This window comes from Streptomyces humi (assembly GCF_001005085.2).
GTDB lineage: Bacteria > Actinomycetota > Actinomycetes > Streptomycetales > Streptomycetaceae > Streptomyces > Streptomyces humi.
Genome location: NZ_LBMU02000144.1, coordinates 1 through 16,599, shown reverse-complemented (window position 1 = coordinate 16,599; position 16,599 = coordinate 1). Strand labels below are relative to the sequence as shown.

Genomic DNA, 16,599 nt, shown 5'->3' with positions numbered 1-16,599 from the left:
CACCATCGCTCCGTCGCGGGCGGTGCCACAGACGCTCCGCCTCTGTCCGCCGCGGCGGTGGTCAGCCACGACGGTGCTGTTCGGCGGTGCCGGGCCGCGCCGCGGGTGGGCGGGCGCAGGACGGTGGGGGCTGGACGCGCAGTTCCCCGCGCCCCTGGGTCGGCTGCCCTGGCGTTGGTCAGTAGTCGCCGTGTCTGTGGTGGTGGCGGTTTTCGCGGCGTTCTCGGCGGGACTCGTGGAGTTCGTGGCGGTTCTCCCGGCGTTCCGCGCGGAGTTCGCGGCGTTCTTCTCTGAGGCGGCGGCGTTCCGCCTTCGTCACCTTGTGCTCCACCTCGACGCCGCCCCAGAACGCGACGCCGGTCACGATCACCCTGGGGGCGCCCGGATCCGGCAGCGTCTCCTGCTCGTGGTGGTCGAAGCCGCCCATGATGCCGATGCCCCGCATCACCACCTCGACGCCCGGCGGCACGATCACGCTCACCCCGCCCATCACCGCCACGCAGTTGATCTCCACCTCGCGGTCCGCGAAGTTCGCCTCGCGCAGGTCGATCTCGCCGCCGCCCATGAACGCGAAGCAGGTGAAACGCCTGGGCACCGTCCAGCGGCCCTTGCGCTGGAACCCGGAGAGCAGGGCCACCGCCCAGCTCGAGGTGCCCTCGCCGCCTACGATCCGGCTCCGCCAACTGCCGTCGTCCAGCGGGGGCTTGGACAGCGACACCGCGGGAGCGGCGGCCGCCGGCAGATCCCTCGTGATCGGCGCCAGCTCCCCGTACGTACGGGCCTGGTACGTCGACTCCAGCCGCTCCTCGAACTCCGCCATGTCGAGCCGCCCCTCCGCCAGGGCGTCCCTGAGGATCTCGGCGACTCGTTCACGATCGGCGTCGGAGGCACGCAACTCCGGGGCATCGTCGGTCATGACAGCAGACTACGAGTTCCCGGCGGCCGGGACTACGCGGTCGTACGCTCCGCGTAGATCGTCGCGATCACCGACTCGATGTCCGGCTCCCGCACGGACAGGTCCACCAGCGGGTACTCCGCCGCGATCCGCGCCACCAGCGGGGCCGCCGACTCCGACGCCGGGAACGCCAGCCACTGCCGCGGCCCCTCCACCCGCACCACCCGCGCCGACCCGCCCGCCTCGATCGGCGGGAGCTCCCGCTCCAGGTCGACCACCAGGGTCCGTTCGCTCTCCCCCACCTCGTGCAGCCCGGCGAGCGGACCGTCGTACATCAGCCGCCCGTGGTCGATGACCATCACCCGGGAGCACAACTGCTCGATGTCCTGGAGGTCGTGCGTGGTCAGGAGGACCGTCGTACCGCGCTCCACGTTCAACTCCCGCAGGAACTCACGGACCCTGGCCTTGGAGATGACGTCCAGGCCGATCGTGGGCTCGTCCAGGTAGAGGACGTCCGGGTCGTGCAGCAGCGCGGCCACGATGTCACCGCGCATCCGCTGGCCGAGCGAGAGCTGCCGTACCGGCACGTCCAGCAGCGCACCCAGGTCCAGCAGTTCCACCAGCCGGTCCAGGTTCTCGGCGTAACGGGCGTCCGGGATGCGGTACATGCGGTGCATCAGCCGGTAGGAGTCGATGAGCGGCAGGTCCCACCACAGGGTGGTGCGCTGGCCGAAGACCACACCGATGCGGTGGGCCAGTCTGGTGCGCTCACGGGACGGGTCGATGCCGGCCACCCGGAGCCGGCCCGCGCTCGGGGTCAGGATGCCGGTCAGCATCTTGATCGTCGTCGACTTCCCGGCGCCGTTCGGCCCGATGTACCCCACCATCTCGCCCCGCGCCACCGTGAAGGAGAGCGTGTCCACGGCCCGCACCTGCCGGCGCTCCCGTTTCAGGAAACCGGTCTTCTTGCGGACCTCGAAGACCTTCTCGACCCCGTCGACCTCGATGAACATCGTCAACTCCCCGTCAGCTCCCCGTACTCCGATACGACCTGAGACCCGCCCGCCACGCCAGGCCCGCCAGCGCGCAGCACACCGCCGCCACCAGCGGCGGCGACCACACCGTCCACTCCGGCAGCCGCAGCGGGTACGGCCGCCCCAGCACGTACGCGGCCGGCACCCAGTTGACGAAGGCCAACGGCAGCATGAACGTCACCCCGCGCACGAAGTCCCGCCCGAACACCGTCGGCGGGTACTGGAGGAGCGTCGTACCGCCGTAGGTGAACGCGTTCTGCACCTCGGCCGCGTCCTGCGCGAGGAACTGGAAGGCCGCGCCCGCCACGAACAGCGCGCAGAAGATCACCGCGCCGCTGCCCACCATCAGCGGCAGCAGGAGCAGCTTCGCCGCGCTCCAGTGGACGTCGACCGAGAGCGCCGCCCAGCCGAGGACCACCCCGCCCTGGGAGATCCGGCCCAGCCGGCGCAGCGCGAACCGGTCCGCGCCCACCTGGGCCAGCACCGGGGCCGGCCGGACCAGCAGCGTGTCGAAGGAACCGTCCCGGATCCGGGACCCCAGCACGTCCATCGAGCCCAGCACCAGGTCGGCCACCCCGAACGCGGTGGCCGACAGGCCGTACAGGAAGGCGACCTCGGGCAGCGACCAGCCGCCCAGCGAGTCGACCCGCGTGAACATCAGCAGGATCGTCGCGAAATCCAGGCCGGTCACCAGCAGGTTCCCGGCCACCGTGAGGAGGAAGGAGGTCCGGTAGATCATCGTCGAGCGGACCCACATCCCGGCGATCAGCCGGTACGCCCGCAGCCCCTCCAGGGCACGCTCACCCACCCTGCACCACCACCCGCCGGGTCGCCGTCGACTGAAGCAGCCGGCCCGCCACCAGCAGCGCCACCGCCCACCCGGCCTGGAAGGCGAACGCCTCCGGTGCGCTGGTCTCCCCCATCAGCACATCGGCCGGCGTCTGGATCAGCGCCGCCCACGGCAGCGCCCGAGCGATCTCGCCGAGCGCGCCCGGGAACACGTTCAGCGGCAGGGTCATCCCCGAGAAGAACACCCCCGTGATCATCATGACCTGGTTGACGCCCATGCCGTCCATCAGCCAGAACACGCTCAGCGCCGCCAGGTAGCGGATACCGAAGCTGACGACCATCGCCAGCAGCAGCGCGACCAGGAAGGCCGCCCAGGTGCCGGCGTCCGACGGCAGCGCCATCGGGAAGAACACCGCGCCGAACAGGAAGGGGATCACGCCCCGGCCCAGCAGCTGGAACAGCGAACGGCCCAGGTCCGTCGCCAGCCACCACAGCTGAAGGTCCGCCGGACGGTAGAGGTCGATCGCGATCGCGCCCGTGCGGATACGCTCCATCAGGTCTTTTTCGACACCCCCGCCCTGGACGGCGAGCGTCGCGTACAGGCACTGGCCGAGCCACACATAGGTGACGGCCTGCGTCTGGTCATAGCCTCCGAGGTGCGGTTTCTCGTCCCACAGCGCCAAGTACGTGTAGACGAGAATGATCCCGAAGGCCGTATTGGTGAACACCCCTGCCGCGGTGGCCACCCGGTACGTCGCGTACCGTCGGAAACCCCCTGCCGCGACGGCCGTGTACAACCGTCCCGCGCCCACGCCAACCGACCTCCCGGACCGCCCGACACCGAAGCGCAGGAGCCTACTGCTCCGGCGACACCGCAGGCCACGCAATTTCCGTGACCGAAGCGTGCCGGAATCCGGGAACGGAACGCGCGGTGCGAGAGTCTTCATCAGGGGGCGCAGAAGCGTACGAGGTCGTACGGGAGAGAACACGTACGACGCGAAACAGGAGTCCGTGCACGACATGAGCGACGAGCCGCAGCCGCAACAGCCGAGCCAGGGCGGCGGAGGCCCGACGGAGCCGCCGGCTGCGGCCGAGGAGAAGCAGACGAAGCCGCCCGCGGCGCCGGGGGAGGCGAAGACACCACCACCGGCCAGGAGCAGCGGGGCGGGGAAGGCGCCGTCCGGCACGAGCGGGGCGGGCGAGGCGCCGTCCGGCGCGGCCGAGGCCGGGAGGACGCCGCCGGTAGTGCCGGGGGCCCGCAGGCCCTCGTCGGCGACGGCGGGCGGGGAGACGAAGACACCCCCGCGGGCCGTGACCGGGACCGGGAACGCATCGGCCGCAGCGACGGCCGGCGCGGCGAGGACGCCTTCGTCGCCGACGGCCGGAGCCGGGAAGACACCCCCGGCAGCCGTGACCTGGGGCGCCAAGACGGCGCCGGGGGCGGCGGGCGGGGACGCGCACACGCAGCGGCTGACCCCGGTCAGGGCCGGCACGCCGAAGCCGGCCACGCCGGCCGACGGGACGACGAAGGCGGCGCCGGCCGGAGCGGCCGCGGCGGCCGTGGCGGCCGTGGCGGCCGTGGGCGGGCAGGACACGCAGACACGGCAACTCGCGGCGATCCGGGCGCCGAAGCCGGCAGCGCCCACCACGGCCACGGGATCCGGAGCCGGTGCCGGGTCCGAGCCGCCGACGGCCGGCCCGGACCCGGAGGGGGGCGGGAAGAAGATGAAGAGGCCCAAGCGGACCGGATGGCGCCGGATCATCCCCACCTGGCGGATGGTGCTCGGCACCTTCGTCCTCGGGACCCTGCTGCTGATCGGCCTGTTCTTCCTCGGCTACTCGATGGTGAAGATCCCCGCGGCCAACGCGTTCGCCACCAAGCAGTCCAACGTGTACCTGTACGCCGACGGCTCCCAGCTCGCCCGCGACGGTGAGGTCAACCGGGAGAACGTGACCCTCGCCCAGGTCTCCAAGGACGCCCAGCACGCCGTGCTCGCCGCCGAGGACCGCGACTTCTACACCGAGTCCGCCGTCGACCCCAAGGCGATGCTGCGCGCCGCCTGGAACACCGCGACCGGCAAGGGCACCCAGTCCGGCTCGACGATCACCCAGCAGTACGTGAAGAACTACTACCTCGCGCAGGAACAGACCGTCACCCGCAAGGTGAAGGAGGTGTTCGTCGCGATCAAGCTGGACCGCAGCGAGTCCAAGGACCAGATCCTCGAGGGCTACCTCAACACCAGCTACTTCGGCCGTAACGCCTACGGCATCCAGGCCGCCGCCCAGGCCTACTACGGCAAGGACGCGGCCGACCTCGACCCGGCCCGCGCCGCCTACCTCGCCGCCCTCGTCAACGCACCCAGCGAGTACGACGTCATCGCCCACCCCGAGAACAAGGCCGCGGCCGTCGCCCGCTGGAACTACGTCCTGGACGGCATGGTCAAGAAGGGCTGGCTCAGCGCGTCCGCACGGGCCGGCATGAAGTTCCCGATGCCCAAGGAGCAGACCGTCTCCACCGGCATGTCCGGGCAGCGCGGCTACATCGTCAACGCCGTCAACGACTACCTGATCAAGAACAAGATCGTCGACTCGGACTCCCTGGAGGCCGGCGGTTACCGCATCACCACCACCCTGGAGAAGGACAAGCAGAACGCCTTCGTCAAGGCCGTCGACGACAAGCTGATCTCCCAGCTGGACAAGAAGAACAACAAGGTCGACACGTACGTGCGCGCCGGCGGCGCCTCCGTCGACCCGAAGACCGGCAAGCTCGTCGCCATGTACGGCGGCATCGACTACGTGAAGCAGTACACCAACGGCGCGACCCGCGGCGACTTCCAGGTCGGCTCCACCTTCAAGCCGTTCGTGTTCGCCTCCGCCGTCGACAACGGCTCCACCACCCAGTCCGGCCAGACCATCACCCCGAACACCTACTACGACGGCACCAACAGCCGCCCCGTCCAGGGCTGGTCAGGCGGCGCCTACGCACCGGAGAACGAGGACGAGAAGTCGTACGGCCAGATCACCGTGCGCAAGGCCACCGACCTCTCCGTGAACTCGGTGTACGCGCAGATGGCCGTCGACGTCGGCCCGTCCAAGGTCAAGCAGACCGCGATCGGCCTGGGCCTGCCCGCCGACACCCCGGACCTCCAGCCGTACCCCTCCATCGCCCTCGGCACCGCCACCGCCAGCGTCGTCGACATGGCCGAGGCGTACGCCACGCTCGCCAACCACGGCAGGCACGGCACGTACACCATGGTCGACAAGATCACCAAGGACGGTACGGAGGAGATCAAGCTGCCGGAGTCCAAGACCACCCAGGCCGTCAGCCGCCAGGCCGCCGACACCACCACCTCGATCCTCCAGAGCGTCGTCGACAACGGCACCGCCACCGCCGCCCAGGCCGCCGGCCGCCCGGCGGCAGGCAAGACCGGCACCGCCGAGGAGGACAACGCCGCCTGGTTCGCGGGCTACACCCCCGACCTCGCCACCGTCGTCTCCGTGATGGGCCAGGACCCGGTCACCGCGAAGCACAAGTCGCTGTACGGCGCGCTCGGCCTCGCCCGCATCAACGGCGGCGGCGCCCCCACCGAGATCTGGGCGCAGTACACCAAGGCCGCCCTCAAGGGCACCGCGCCCTTCGCCTTCGACCTCGACCTCCAGGCGGGCGCCGAGACCGAGGCCCCGGCCACCCGGAGCCCGGCCACCCCGGGCACCGGCGGCCAGGACAACGGCGGCACCACCGGCGACCAGAGCAACGGCGGCACCACCGACGGCGGCCAGGACAACGGCGGCACCACCGGGGGCGACCAGACCAACGGCGGCAGCACCGACGGCGCCACGACCAACGGCTCCACCACGTCCGGCACCACCGACGGCGGTACGACGACCTCCGGCACCAGCACCGGTACGACGACGTCCGGCACCGACTCGGGCACCTCCACCGGCACCACGACCGACGGCACCAGTACCGGCACGACCACGTCGGGCACCGACTCGGGCACCTCGACGGGGACCACGGCGGGCGACAACGGCGGCTTCGGCTTCGGGTGACCGGCACCGCCGCACCGGTCACACCGGTGCGGCGGTCAGTGACCGCTGGTCGCCTTGAGCCCCACCACGGCGACCAGCAGCAGACACACGAAGAAGATCCGGGCGGCGGTGGCCGGCTCCCCCAGCACCACCATCCCGAACACCGCCGCCCCCGCCGCCCCGATCCCCACCCACACGCCGTACGCGGTGCCGATGGGCAGGGACCGTGCGGCGTACGACAGCAGCACCATGCTGGCGACGATCCCGCCGCCGGTGAACAGACTGGGCACCAGCCGGGTGAACCCGTCCGTGTACTTCATACCGACGGACCAGCCGACCTCCAGCAGACCGGCGACGACGAGCAGAACCCAGGCCATGACAGACACCTCCGAGACGTGTTGCGAACGGGGTGCGTCGTCTTTGCCTTGTCGCTCGGGCCAGGCGGCCCCCACGGTCCCGGTACGGCGCGTCTCGTCGGGCGGGCTCCTTCGAAGGTAGCAAAGAAACGACAAAAAGGGCTGGTGACCGCAGTCACCAGCCCTTTTCTACCGTCGAATCACAGATACAGGCCGGTCGAGTCCTCCGAGCCCTCGAACCGGTCGGCGGCGACCGCGTGCAGATCGCGCTCCCGCATCAGCACGTACGCCACTCCGCGCACCTCGACCTCGGCACGGTCCTCCGGGTCGTACAGCACCCGGTCGCCCGGCTCCACCGTCCGCACGTTCTGACCGACCGCGACCACCTCGGCCCAGGCCAGCCGGCGCCCGACCGCCGCCGTGGCGGGAATCAGGATGCCGCCACCCGACCGGCGCTCGCCCTCCCCGGTGTCCTGCTTGACCAGAACCCGGTCGTGCAGCATCCGGATGGGCAGCTTGTCGTGCTGGCTGCTCTGCTCGTCTCTCTTGGCGCTCACACCTGTGAACCTACCTGCCTCTGGTCAGCTCTTGCGCCGCCGGGTGCCGCTGAAGACCAGCAGCCCGACCACGCCCACGGCGACGAGGGCGACCGGCACGACCCGTTCGAGCCGGGGCGCGCCCTCCTCGTCCACGAACTGGGCCTTCACATCGCTCACCACCCGGTTGACCTGGACGTAGGCACGTCCGAGGGTGTGATCCACGTTGGCCGCGACCTTGGCCTTCGCGTCGCCGACGATGGTCTTCGGGTGCACCCGCACCCCGATCTCGTCCAGCGTCTCGGCCAGCACGTCGCGACGGCGCTTGATGTCCGCCTCGATCTGCGCCGGGGTTCTGGTGTCCGACGTCTCCGCCACCGTAGGCCCTCCGAAGTCTGCCGTACTGCATGTTCTGGACAGTCTGTCAGTTCTCGCCACGGTCGCCATGTCAGGACCCCCCGTTACGCTAGACCGATGAGCGAGCGACTCCAGCCCGGGGACGTAGCCCCCGACTTCACCCTCCCCGACGCCGACGGCAACGAGGTGTCCCTCTCCGCCCACAAGGGCCGCAAGGTCATCGTCTACTTCTACCCGGCGGCCCTCACACCAGGCTGCACGAAGCAGGCCTGCGACTTCACGGACAACCTCTCTCTCCTGGCCGACGCCGGCTACGACGTCCTCGGCATCTCCCCCGACGCCCCGGAGAAACTCGGCAAGTTCCGCGAGAAGGAGAACCTCAAGGTCACCCTCCTCGCCGACCCCGACAAGAAGGTCCTGGACGCGTACGGCGCGTTCGGCGAGAAGATGAACTACGGCAAGACCTACCTGGGCGTCATCCGCTCCACGATCATCGTGGACGAGACCGGCAAGGTCGAAAAGGCCCTCTACAACGTCCGCGCCACCGGCCACGTAGCCAAGATCATCAAGGACCTGGGCATCTGACACCCGCCCCCGTCCCGCACTGACGGCTCGCACCGGGTCACCTGGTGTGAGCCGTTTTCTCCTTTTCCGGACGTGACTCTTCGACAAACGGTCCGTCACTCCGTACGGGCTGCGAACGCACGGACGGAACGGAGGGGGCTCGATGGGGGCCGGCGCGTACACCGAGGAGCGGCTGGAGGCGGAGGTGGCCAAGGCGCGGAACTGGACTGATCTGATCTGATGAGACGGCTCGGCCTGAAACCCAGCGGCGGCCAGCGGCGGGTAGCTTCAACGGGCCCTGGCCGAGATCGGCGTGGCATACGCATGCGAGACCTGCGGCGGCAAGGGCGAGTGGCTGGGGCAGACACTCACCTTGCAGATCGACCACGTCGACGGCGACTGGCGTGGCAATCGCCGGGACAACCTTCGGTATCTGTGCCCCGACTGTCACGCCCTGACGGAGACGTGGTGCCGCCAGAAGTCGAGGGATCCCCTCGTCGCCCAATGCTCCCTACCCGTACACTGAACGCTACCGGTCGAGCTTGATGACCGTTTTTGAGCGGCCGTGATGGAATTTGGCAGTCATGCTGGGTTTAGGTCCCAGTGGGTTCACACCCGTGTGGGTTCGAGTCCCACCGGCCGCACACGCACGGAGGGGCCGCCTTGATGGTCGGCCCCTCTTTCGTCTGTCAGCCCAGCAGCTCTCGTACCACCGGCACCAACGCCCGGAATGCCTTGCCGCGATGGCTGATCGCGTTCTTCTCGGCGGGGGTCAGTTCGGCGCACGTGCGGGTCTCCCCGTCCGGCTGGAGGATCGGGTCGTAGCCGAAGCCGTTCGTGCCCGACGGGGTGTGGCGGAGGGTGCCGCGGAGCCGGCCCTCGACCACGCGTTCCGTGCCGTCCGGGAGGGCCAGGGCGGCGGCGCAGGCGAAGTGGGCGGACCGGTGTTCGTCGGCGATGTCGGAGAGCTGGGCGAGGAGCAGGTCCAGGTTGGCCCTGTCGTCGCCGTGGCGGCCGGCCCAGCGGGCGGAGAAGATGCCGGGAGCGCCGTTCAGGACGTCGACGCAGAGGCCGGAGTCGTCGGCGACGGCGGGCAGGCCGGTGGCGCGGGCGAGGGCGTGGGCCTTCAGGAGCGCGTTCTCGGCGAAGGTGACGCCCGTCTCCCGGACGTCGGGGATGTCGGGGTACGAGTCCGCGCCTACCAGTTCGTGGGGCAGGCCCGCGTCGGCGAGGATCGAGTGCAGCTCGGTGATCTTTCCGGCGTTGCGGGTGGCGAGGATCAGGCGGGGCGTGGTGGTCATGGGTGGCAGTATCGCAAGTGCCGCGGCGGCCGGTTACGGCGTGCAGACCTTGGTGAGTTCGCCGGCCGCGTCGGTGACGGGGGTGACGTCGGGGGTCGAGTCGCCGTTCCTGATCGAGGTGCGGACGTTGTCCACGGCTTTCTGGAGGCCGTCGACGGCCTTGTTGACGTCGGTGTCGTCGGTTCTGTCGCCGATCTTCCTCAGGTTCCGCTGGATGGCGTCGAGGGAGGTGTCGGCCTGGGTGGGGTCGTTCGCGGCGTTCTCGACGGCCTGCTGGAGGTCGGTGACGCTGTCGGCGATGGAGTCGGCGGTCTGGACGCAGTCCAGGGCCTTGTCGACGGTGTCGCAGCCGGTGAGCAGGGCGGCGGTGAGCGCGGTGGTCGCGGCTACGGCGGCGATGGCGGTGCTGGTGCGACGGCCTCGGCGTCGGCTGGCGGCCATGGATGTGTTCCCTCCCCGTTGACGGCTGGCCGGGCGCACGGTTGTTCGTGCCGTGCGCCCGTAGTCATAGGGACGCTGGGGCGGCCGCCCGGGTTGCCTCGGCTTTTTTGGTTTCCTTTACCGTTCCGCGGCGGCGGATTCGAGGGCCGCCCGCTGGATGGCGGCGAGGTCGGTGCAGCCGGCGACGGCGAGGTCGAGGAGGGCGTCGAGTTCGTCGCGGGCGAAGGGTTCGGCCTCGGCGGTGCCCTGGACCTCGACGAAGCGGCCGTCGCCGGTACAGACGACGTTCATGTCGGTCTCGGCCTTCACGTCCTCCTCGTAGCAGAGATCGAGGAGCGGGATCCCGCCGACGATGCCGACGGAGACGGCGGCGACGGTGCCGGTGAGGGGCTGGCGGCCGGCCCGGACGAGTTTGCGTTCCTTGGCCCAGGTGACGGCGTCGGCCAGGGCGACGTACGCGCCGGTGATGGCGGCGGTGCGGGTGCCGCCGTCGGCCTGGAGGACGTCGCAGTCGAGGACGATGGTGTTCTCGCCGAGGGCCTTGTAGTCGATGACGGCGCGCAGGGAGCGGCCGATGAGGCGGGAGATCTCGTGGGTGCGGCCGCCGATCTTGCCCTTGACGGACTCGCGGTCGCCGCGGGTGTTGGTGGCGCGGGGCAGCATGGCGTACTCCGCGGTGACCCAGCCCTCGCCGCTGCCCTTGCGCCAGCGGGGGACGCCTTCGGTGACGGAGGCGGTGCAGAAGACCTTGGTGTCGCCGAAGGAGACGAGGACGGAGCCTTCGGCGTGCTTGCTCCAGCCGCGTTCGATGGTGACGGGGCGGAGTTGTTCGGGTGTGCGGCCGTCGATGCGTGACATGACGACGAGCCTATCCATAGCGTGAGAAGGGGCTCTGCCCTGTGGTGGGAAGAGCCCCTGGGGGGTGAGCGGGTGGGCTCACATCATGTCTTCGATCTCCGCGGCGATCGGGTCGGCGTCGGTGCCGATGACGACCTGGATGGCGGTGCCCATCTTGACGACGCCGTGGGCTCCGGCGGCCTTGAGGGCCGCGTCGTCGACCAGGGAGGCGTCGTGCACCTCGGTGCGCAGCCGGGTGATGCAGCCCTCGATCTCGTCGATGTTGTCGATTCCGCCGAGGCCGGCGACGATCTTCTCAGCCTTGCTGGCCATGTTCCTTCTCCCTGATCCGAACCGCTTTGTCGCAGTAACCCACAGTTGGCCCATCTTTGCGAGCGGTCGTGCCGTGGGTGCCGAATGATGGCGAGCACCGCGGCGGAACCGTCGCCGACTGGTCTACACCAGCGGACGGGCGGTCGCCAAACCCCCCTGCGGTGCAGCCGAGCGGCCGGGAGGACGCGCGATGAGTGCCGAGAGCGCCGACAGCAGGGTCAGTCCCGCGCGGGAGCGGTGGCACGCCCTGTTCCAGGGGTTGCAGAAGATGGGGCGGAGTCTTCAGCTGCCGATCGCGGTGCTGCCGGCGGCGGGGATCCTGAACCGGCTGGGGCAGCCCGACGTGTTCGGGGAGCAGGGGCTGGGCTGGACGGACGTGTCCAAGGTGATGAAGGGCGCGGGCGGGGCGCTGCTGGACGGGTCGATCGGGCTGCCGCTGCTGTTCTGTGTCGGGGTCGCGATCGGGATGGCGAAGAAGGCGGACGGTTCGACGGCGCTGGCGGCGGTGGCGGGGTTCCTCGTCTATTACGGGGTGCTGCACCAGTTCCCCGAGGGGTGCCCCGGTGGTTCGAAGGAGTTGCCGGGGATCGGGTGCCAGGTGCGCGACGGCTCGGTGTCGACGTTCACGTTCCAGAATCCGGGGGTGTTCGGGGGGATCGCGCTGGGGTTGCTGACGGCGTACTTCTGGGCCCGTTTCCATCGGACGCGGCTGGTGGACTGGCTGGGGTTCTTCAACGGGCGGCGGCTGGTGCCGATCATCATGTCGTTCGTGGCGATCGGGTTCGCGGTGCTGTGTCTGTGGGTGTGGCCGCCGGTCGGCAGCGGTCTGGAGAGCTTCAGTCAGTGGCTGCGGGACGCGGGGTCGTGGGGCGCCGGGGTGTTCGGGGTGGCGAACCGGGCGTTGCTGGTGATCGGGCTGCACCAGTTCCTGAACGTGCCGTTGTGGTTCCAGTTCGGCAGTTACACCACGCCGGACGGACAGACGGTGCACGGCGACATCAACATGTTCCTGGCGGGTGATCCGGACGCGGGGCAGTTCACCTCGGGTTTCTTCCCGATCATGATGTTCGCGCTGCCGGCGGCGGCGCTGGCGATCACGCACTGCGCGAGGCCGCACCGGCGCAAGGAGATCGGCGGTCTGATGCTGTCGGTGGCGCTGACGTCGTTCGTGACGGGCATCACCGAGCCGATCGAGTACTCGTTCATGTTCATCGCGCCGCTGCTGTACGCGGTGCACGCGGTGCTGACGGGGGTGTCGATGGCGGTGACGTGGGGGCTGGGGGTGCACGACGGGTTCAGCTTCTCGGCGGGGCTGATCGACTACGTCATCAACTGGCGGCTGGCGACGAAGCCCTGGCTGATCGTTCCGATCGGCCTGGGTTTCGCGGCCGTCTATTACGTGATCTTCCGGTTCGCCATCACGAGGTTCGACCTGAAGACGCCGGGGAGGGAGCCGGAGGACGAGGTGGAGGACGTCACGAAGGCCTGAGCAGCGCGTGCCCGGACGGCGTACAGCGCGTAGTTTCCCGGTTGCGGAATTGACGGGTTCCTTATAAGCCCCCCATCGTGTACAACAGGTCTACACCACTGAGTGGTGTAGACCACCACCGATGGAGGAAGTATGACTACCGCCACCGCAACGGCGGCCCCCACGAAGAAGTGGGGATCCGGACTGTTCCAGGGCCTTCAGAAGGTCGGCCGCAGTCTTCAGCTCCCTATCGCCGTGCTGCCGGCGGCCGGTCTGCTGCTCCGCTTCGGTCAGCAGGACATCCATGACAAGCTGCACCTGCCCGACAAGGTCACGGCGGTCTTCGCCACGGCGGGTGGCGCGATCTTCGACAACCTCCCGATGCTGTTCTGCATCGGTGTCGCGATCGGCTTCGCGAAGAAGGCGGACGGCTCGACGGCGCTGGCGGCGCTGGTCGGCTTCCTGGTCTACAGCAACGTCCTGAAGGCGTTCCCGGTCACCGAGGCCAAGGTCCAGGCGGGCGCGGACATAGCCGCGACGTACAACAACCCCGGTGTGCTGGGCGGCCTGGTGATGGGTCTGCTGGGCGCGGTGATCTGGCAGCGGTTCCACCGCACCAGGCTGGTGGACTGGCTCGGCTTCTTCAACGGCCGCCGGCTGGTGCCGATCATCATGGCCTTCGTCGGCACGGTCATGGGCGTCTTCTTCGGCCTGATCTGGGAGCCGATCGGCGACGGCATCTCCGACTTCGGCAAGTGGATCACCGGTCTCGGCGCCTTCGGCGCCGGCCTGTTCGGTCTGATCAACCGTGCGCTGATCCCGGTCGGCATGCACCAGTTCGTGAACACCGTCTCCTGGTTCCAGATCGGTGACTTCAAGGACTCGGCCGGCGTGGTCGTGCACGGTGACCTGACCCGCTTCTTCGCAGGTGACCCGACGGCCGGTCAGTTCATGTCCGGCTTCTTCCCCATCATGATGTTCGGCCTGCCGGCCGCCGCCCTGGCCATCGCGCACACCGCCCGCCCGGAGCGCCGCGCGGCCGTGCTGGGCATGATGATGTCGATGGCGCTGACCTCCTTCGTGACCGGTGTGACCGAGCCGATCGAGTTCACGTTCATGTTCATCGCGCCGCTGCTCTACGTGATCCACGCGGTGCTCACCGCCCTCTCCATGGCGATCACCTGGGCGCTCGGGGTGCACGCGGGCTTCACCTTCTCCGCGGGTGCCATCGACTACATCCTCAACTGGAACCTGGCGACCAAGCCCTGGCTGATCATCCCGATCGGCCTGGTGTTCGGGGCGGTCTACTACTTCGTCTTCCGGTTCGCCATCATCCGCTTCAACCTCCCCACCCCGGGCCGTGAGCCCGAGGAGGAGATCGAGGACCTCACGAAGGCGTGAGTGGTCCGGCCTCGGCATGAGTCATGGCGAAGGCCCCCGCAGCCCGGCGGCTGCGGGGGCCTTCGCCGTACGCACACCTCGTCGTACGCACGGTCCTGAACTCCGTGGTACGACCGTCAGATCTCGTACGTCGCCCGCGGCGCCGCGAGTTCCACCGGGCCGTCGAAGACCTCGCGGGCGTCGGTGAGGTTGACGCTGGGGTCGGTCCACGGCGGGATGTGGGTGAGGACCAGCTTGCGGGCCCCGGCGCGGGCGGCGGTCTCACCGGCCTCGCGGCCGTTGAGGTGCAGGTCCGGGATGTCCTCCTTGCCGTGCGTGAACGCGGCTTCGCAGAGGAACAGGTCGGTGTCCCGGGCCAGCTCCTCCAGCGTGTCGGTGACCCCGGTGTCGCCCGAGTAGGTCAGTGACCTACCGGCGTGTTCGACGCGGATGGCGTACGCCTCCACGGGGTGCCGGACCCGCTCGGTGTGCACGGTGAAGGGGCCGACGTCGAACGTGGACGGCTTGACCGTGTGGAAGTCGAAGACCTCGCTCATCGAGGAGGCGGTGGGGGTGTCGGCGTAGGCCGTGGTGAGACGGTGCTCGGTGCCCTCGGGGCCGTAGACCGGGATCGGGGGGCACGGGCCGCCGTCGTGGCGGTAGTAGCGCGCCACGAAGTAGGCGCACATGTCGATGCAGTGGTCGGCGTGCAGATGGCTCAGGAAGATCGCGTCGAGGTCGTAGAGACCGCAGTGGCGCTGCAACTCGCCCAGGGCGCCGTTGCCCATGTCGAGGAGCAGCCGGAAGCCGTCGGCCTCTACGAGGTAGCTCGAGCAGGCCGATTCCGCGGACGGGAACGACCCCGAGCAGCCGACGACGGTGAGCTTCATGAAGCAGAAACCTCCGTTGGCGGGACACCCGGACGGACCGGGAACTGGAGTCGGGAAATCGAGGTGAGCGGGGGTCGTGCGGTTTGTCGAGCGTAAGGCGCAAAAGAGCCGGTCGCTCCTCCGCCAGGGGCCGTTGTGGGCGAACTCACCTGTGCTGTCACCGGTTCGGCTGGACCGAGGGCGCATCGGGATCGCGTAAGGGCGCGCGTCGGTTATCTCGCGCCGGTAACGTCGTCGTATGGACACGTCATGGTGGCTCGCGCTCGCGGCGGTGGTCCTGCTCGCGCTGGTCGCCACGCTCGTCGACGGCTGGGGCAGGGGGCACCGGCCGCGCGGGCACCGCACGCGCCCGCCGGGCCGTCCGCGGGGGACCCGTCCGGGGACCGGACGGCCGCATCCGGGGGACATCTGGTGGGCCAGCGTGCCCTACGAGGACGCGCCCGGCGGCAAGGACCGCCCGTGTCTGGTGCTGGCGGTGCGCGGCAACCGGGCGACCGTCGCCAAGATCACCAGCAAGTACCACGACGAGCGCGCCGGGGTGATCCCGCTGCCGCCCGGCTCGGTCGGGGACGCCCAGGGCCGGCCGAGCTTCCTGGAGACGGACGAGCTGCGCGAGGTCGCGGTGTGGGAGTTCCGGCGCCGGGTGGGCGTGGTCGACCCGGTGCTGTGGGACCAGGTGCGGCACCTGGCCGGGTGAGGCTCAGTTCACCCGTACGGTGACGTGCCACTCCTCGATGGCCTTGCAGGAGACCTGACCCGGTGCCGTGGGCTGCGCGCACAGCGGGCGCGTGGAGGTGAGGGTGACGGTGCCGGCGGCGACCGCCTGGTAGGCGGCTCCGGCGTCACCGCCGCGGAGCATGATCCCGTAGTTCACGGGCTTGAGGGCGCCGGTGTCGCCGCGGGCGGCGATCTTCGTCCAGGGGCGTTGCCCGGTGCCGGTCAGGGTGATCCGGAGGGTGCCGTCCTGGGCCAGGCAGTAGGTGCGGCCGCTGTCGGCGGCGGTGAGCTCGGAGGTCAGGGGCGCGCAGCCGCCGGACGAGCCGCCGGCGCCCGTGCCGGCGCTCGGGGTCGTACTCAGGGTCGCGCTCGGGGACGCGCTCGCGGTGGGGCTCGCGGTGGGTGAGGGGGACACCGCGCCGCTGCCCTTGTCGCCGCCCCCGCCCTGCGAGCCGCAGCCCGCCAGCAGGAGCAGGGTCGCCGTGGCGAGCGACGCGCGGTGGAACGTCGTACGGCGCATGGGGTGTCCGCCTTTCCGTCGGGGAACGGACCCTTGGTGCCGGTATGACGTATCCCCCGGTCATACGGATCCCGCACCCGGACGGCTTCCGGGGGCGGGATCCGGTCACTTCACGGGACGGGTCAGCCGGTCGTGACGGCGGTGTCGTCGAG

The 16,599-nt window shown here is 69.9% G+C and carries 19 protein-coding genes, 1 tRNA gene and 1 riboswitch; of the genes, 7 read left to right on the top strand and 13 right to left on the bottom strand.

What is annotated here, in order from left to right:
- Positions 1-178: 178 nt before the first annotated feature.
- From AAW13_RS43170 to AAW13_RS43155, 4 genes are read right to left on the bottom strand one after another with little or no spacing between them, the layout of a single operon-like run.
- Positions 179-916: a DUF1707 SHOCT-like domain-containing protein gene (locus tag AAW13_RS43170; RefSeq protein WP_046730553.1), complete on the bottom strand. Its 738-nt coding sequence runs from the start codon at positions 914-916 to the stop codon at positions 179-181.
- 32 nt (positions 917-948) lie between these two features.
- Positions 949-1,908, bottom strand: coding sequence for an ABC transporter ATP-binding protein (locus tag AAW13_RS43165; protein ID WP_046730552.1), 960 nt, complete (start codon positions 1,906-1,908; stop codon positions 949-951).
- 13 nt (positions 1,909-1,921) lie between these two features.
- Complete coding sequence (locus AAW13_RS43160) at positions 1,922-2,686, bottom strand: ABC transporter permease (protein WP_206306386.1); 765 nt, start codon at positions 2,684-2,686, stop codon at positions 1,922-1,924.
- Positions 2,687-2,729: 43 nt separating this feature from the next.
- The gene (locus tag AAW13_RS43155) at positions 2,730-3,530 is read right to left on the bottom strand and encodes an ABC transporter permease (protein WP_046730590.1); all 801 of its coding nucleotides are present in this window, start codon (positions 3,528-3,530) and stop codon (positions 2,730-2,732) included.
- A gap of 913 nt (positions 3,531-4,443) precedes the next feature.
- Between AAW13_RS43155 and AAW13_RS43150 the strand changes: the two genes are divergently transcribed.
- Positions 4,444-6,768, top strand: coding sequence for a transglycosylase domain-containing protein (locus AAW13_RS43150; protein ID WP_046730589.1), 2,325 nt, complete (start codon positions 4,444-4,446; stop codon positions 6,766-6,768).
- Between the two features lie 35 nt (positions 6,769-6,803).
- Here the strand turns inward: AAW13_RS43150 and sugE are convergent, their stop codons facing one another.
- The 3 genes from sugE to AAW13_RS43135 all read right to left on the bottom strand — a co-directional run bounded on the left by sugE (position 6,804) and on the right by AAW13_RS43135 (position 8,017).
- Positions 6,804-7,124, bottom strand: a complete 321-nt coding sequence (sugE, locus tag AAW13_RS43145; RefSeq protein WP_046730550.1) for a quaternary ammonium compound efflux SMR transporter SugE — start codon at positions 7,122-7,124, stop codon at positions 6,804-6,806.
- 31 nt (positions 7,125-7,155) lie between these two features.
- A riboswitch (guanidine-III (ykkC-III) riboswitch) is annotated at positions 7,156-7,251 on the bottom strand.
- Between the two features lie 52 nt (positions 7,252-7,303).
- Entirely contained in the window at positions 7,304-7,660 is a 357-nt protein-coding gene (locus AAW13_RS43140; protein WP_046730549.1) for a GroES family chaperonin, read from the bottom strand.
- Positions 7,661-7,684: 24 nt separating this feature from the next.
- Positions 7,685-8,017, bottom strand: a complete 333-nt coding sequence (locus tag AAW13_RS43135) for a DUF3618 domain-containing protein (RefSeq protein ID WP_046730548.1) — start codon at positions 8,015-8,017, stop codon at positions 7,685-7,687.
- A gap of 96 nt (positions 8,018-8,113) precedes the next feature.
- Here AAW13_RS43135 and bcp point away from each other — a divergent pair, with 96 nt between their 5' ends.
- The 3 genes from bcp to AAW13_RS43120 all read left to right on the top strand — a co-directional run bounded on the left by bcp (position 8,114) and on the right by AAW13_RS43120 (position 9,204).
- Complete coding sequence (gene bcp, locus AAW13_RS43130) at positions 8,114-8,581, top strand: thioredoxin-dependent thiol peroxidase (protein WP_046730547.1); 468 nt, start codon at positions 8,114-8,116, stop codon at positions 8,579-8,581.
- Positions 8,582-8,873: 292 nt separating this feature from the next.
- The gene (locus AAW13_RS43125; protein WP_240528938.1) at positions 8,874-9,086 is read left to right on the top strand and encodes an HNH endonuclease; all 213 of its coding nucleotides are present in this window, start codon (positions 8,874-8,876) and stop codon (positions 9,084-9,086) included.
- Between the two features lie 33 nt (positions 9,087-9,119).
- Positions 9,120-9,204 (top strand) — tRNA-Leu (locus tag AAW13_RS43120).
- Between the two features lie 45 nt (positions 9,205-9,249).
- Here AAW13_RS43120 and rdgB read toward each other — a convergent pair.
- The 4 genes from rdgB to AAW13_RS43100 form a co-directional block, all read right to left on the bottom strand.
- Positions 9,250-9,861 (bottom strand): RdgB/HAM1 family non-canonical purine NTP pyrophosphatase, encoded by a 612-nt coding sequence (rdgB, locus tag AAW13_RS43115; RefSeq protein ID WP_046730546.1) that lies wholly within the window; start codon positions 9,859-9,861, stop codon positions 9,250-9,252.
- A 33-nt stretch (positions 9,862-9,894) separates the two neighbouring features.
- Positions 9,895-10,302, bottom strand: a complete 408-nt coding sequence (locus AAW13_RS43110; RefSeq protein ID WP_046730545.1) for a hypothetical protein — start codon at positions 10,300-10,302, stop codon at positions 9,895-9,897.
- Between the two features lie 117 nt (positions 10,303-10,419).
- A complete protein-coding gene (gene rph, locus AAW13_RS43105) occupies positions 10,420-11,160 on the bottom strand; it encodes a ribonuclease PH (RefSeq protein ID WP_046730544.1) in 741 nt (246 codons plus the stop codon).
- A 78-nt stretch (positions 11,161-11,238) separates the two neighbouring features.
- Positions 11,239-11,472, bottom strand: coding sequence for a PTS sugar transporter subunit IIB (locus tag AAW13_RS43100; RefSeq protein ID WP_046730543.1), 234 nt, complete (start codon positions 11,470-11,472; stop codon positions 11,239-11,241).
- 190 nt (positions 11,473-11,662) lie between these two features.
- On the opposite strand from AAW13_RS43100, the gene AAW13_RS43095 reads away from it, so the two are divergent.
- Together AAW13_RS43095 and AAW13_RS43090 are read left to right on the top strand one after the other, a co-directional pair.
- Positions 11,663-12,961, top strand: a complete 1,299-nt coding sequence (locus AAW13_RS43095; RefSeq protein WP_046730542.1) for a PTS transporter subunit EIIC — start codon at positions 11,663-11,665, stop codon at positions 12,959-12,961.
- Between the two features lie 132 nt (positions 12,962-13,093).
- Positions 13,094-14,341 carry a PTS transporter subunit EIIC gene (locus AAW13_RS43090; protein ID WP_046730541.1) on the top strand — a complete coding sequence of 416 codons (1,248 nt, stop codon included), beginning with the start codon at positions 13,094-13,096 and terminating at the stop codon, positions 14,339-14,341.
- 116 nt (positions 14,342-14,457) lie between these two features.
- On the opposite strand, the gene AAW13_RS43085 is transcribed toward AAW13_RS43090, so the two are convergent.
- Positions 14,458-15,210, bottom strand: coding sequence for an MBL fold metallo-hydrolase (locus tag AAW13_RS43085; RefSeq protein WP_046730540.1), 753 nt, complete (start codon positions 15,208-15,210; stop codon positions 14,458-14,460).
- Positions 15,211-15,448: 238 nt separating this feature from the next.
- On the opposite strand from AAW13_RS43085, the gene AAW13_RS43080 reads away from it, so the two are divergent.
- Positions 15,449-15,907: a type II toxin-antitoxin system PemK/MazF family toxin gene (locus AAW13_RS43080; protein WP_046730539.1), complete on the top strand. Its 459-nt coding sequence runs from the start codon at positions 15,449-15,451 to the stop codon at positions 15,905-15,907.
- Between the two features lie 3 nt (positions 15,908-15,910).
- On the opposite strand, the gene AAW13_RS43075 is transcribed toward AAW13_RS43080, so the two are convergent.
- Complete coding sequence (locus tag AAW13_RS43075; RefSeq protein WP_046730538.1) at positions 15,911-16,447, bottom strand: hypothetical protein; 537 nt, start codon at positions 16,445-16,447, stop codon at positions 15,911-15,913.
- Positions 16,448-16,599 lie beyond the last annotated feature (152 nt).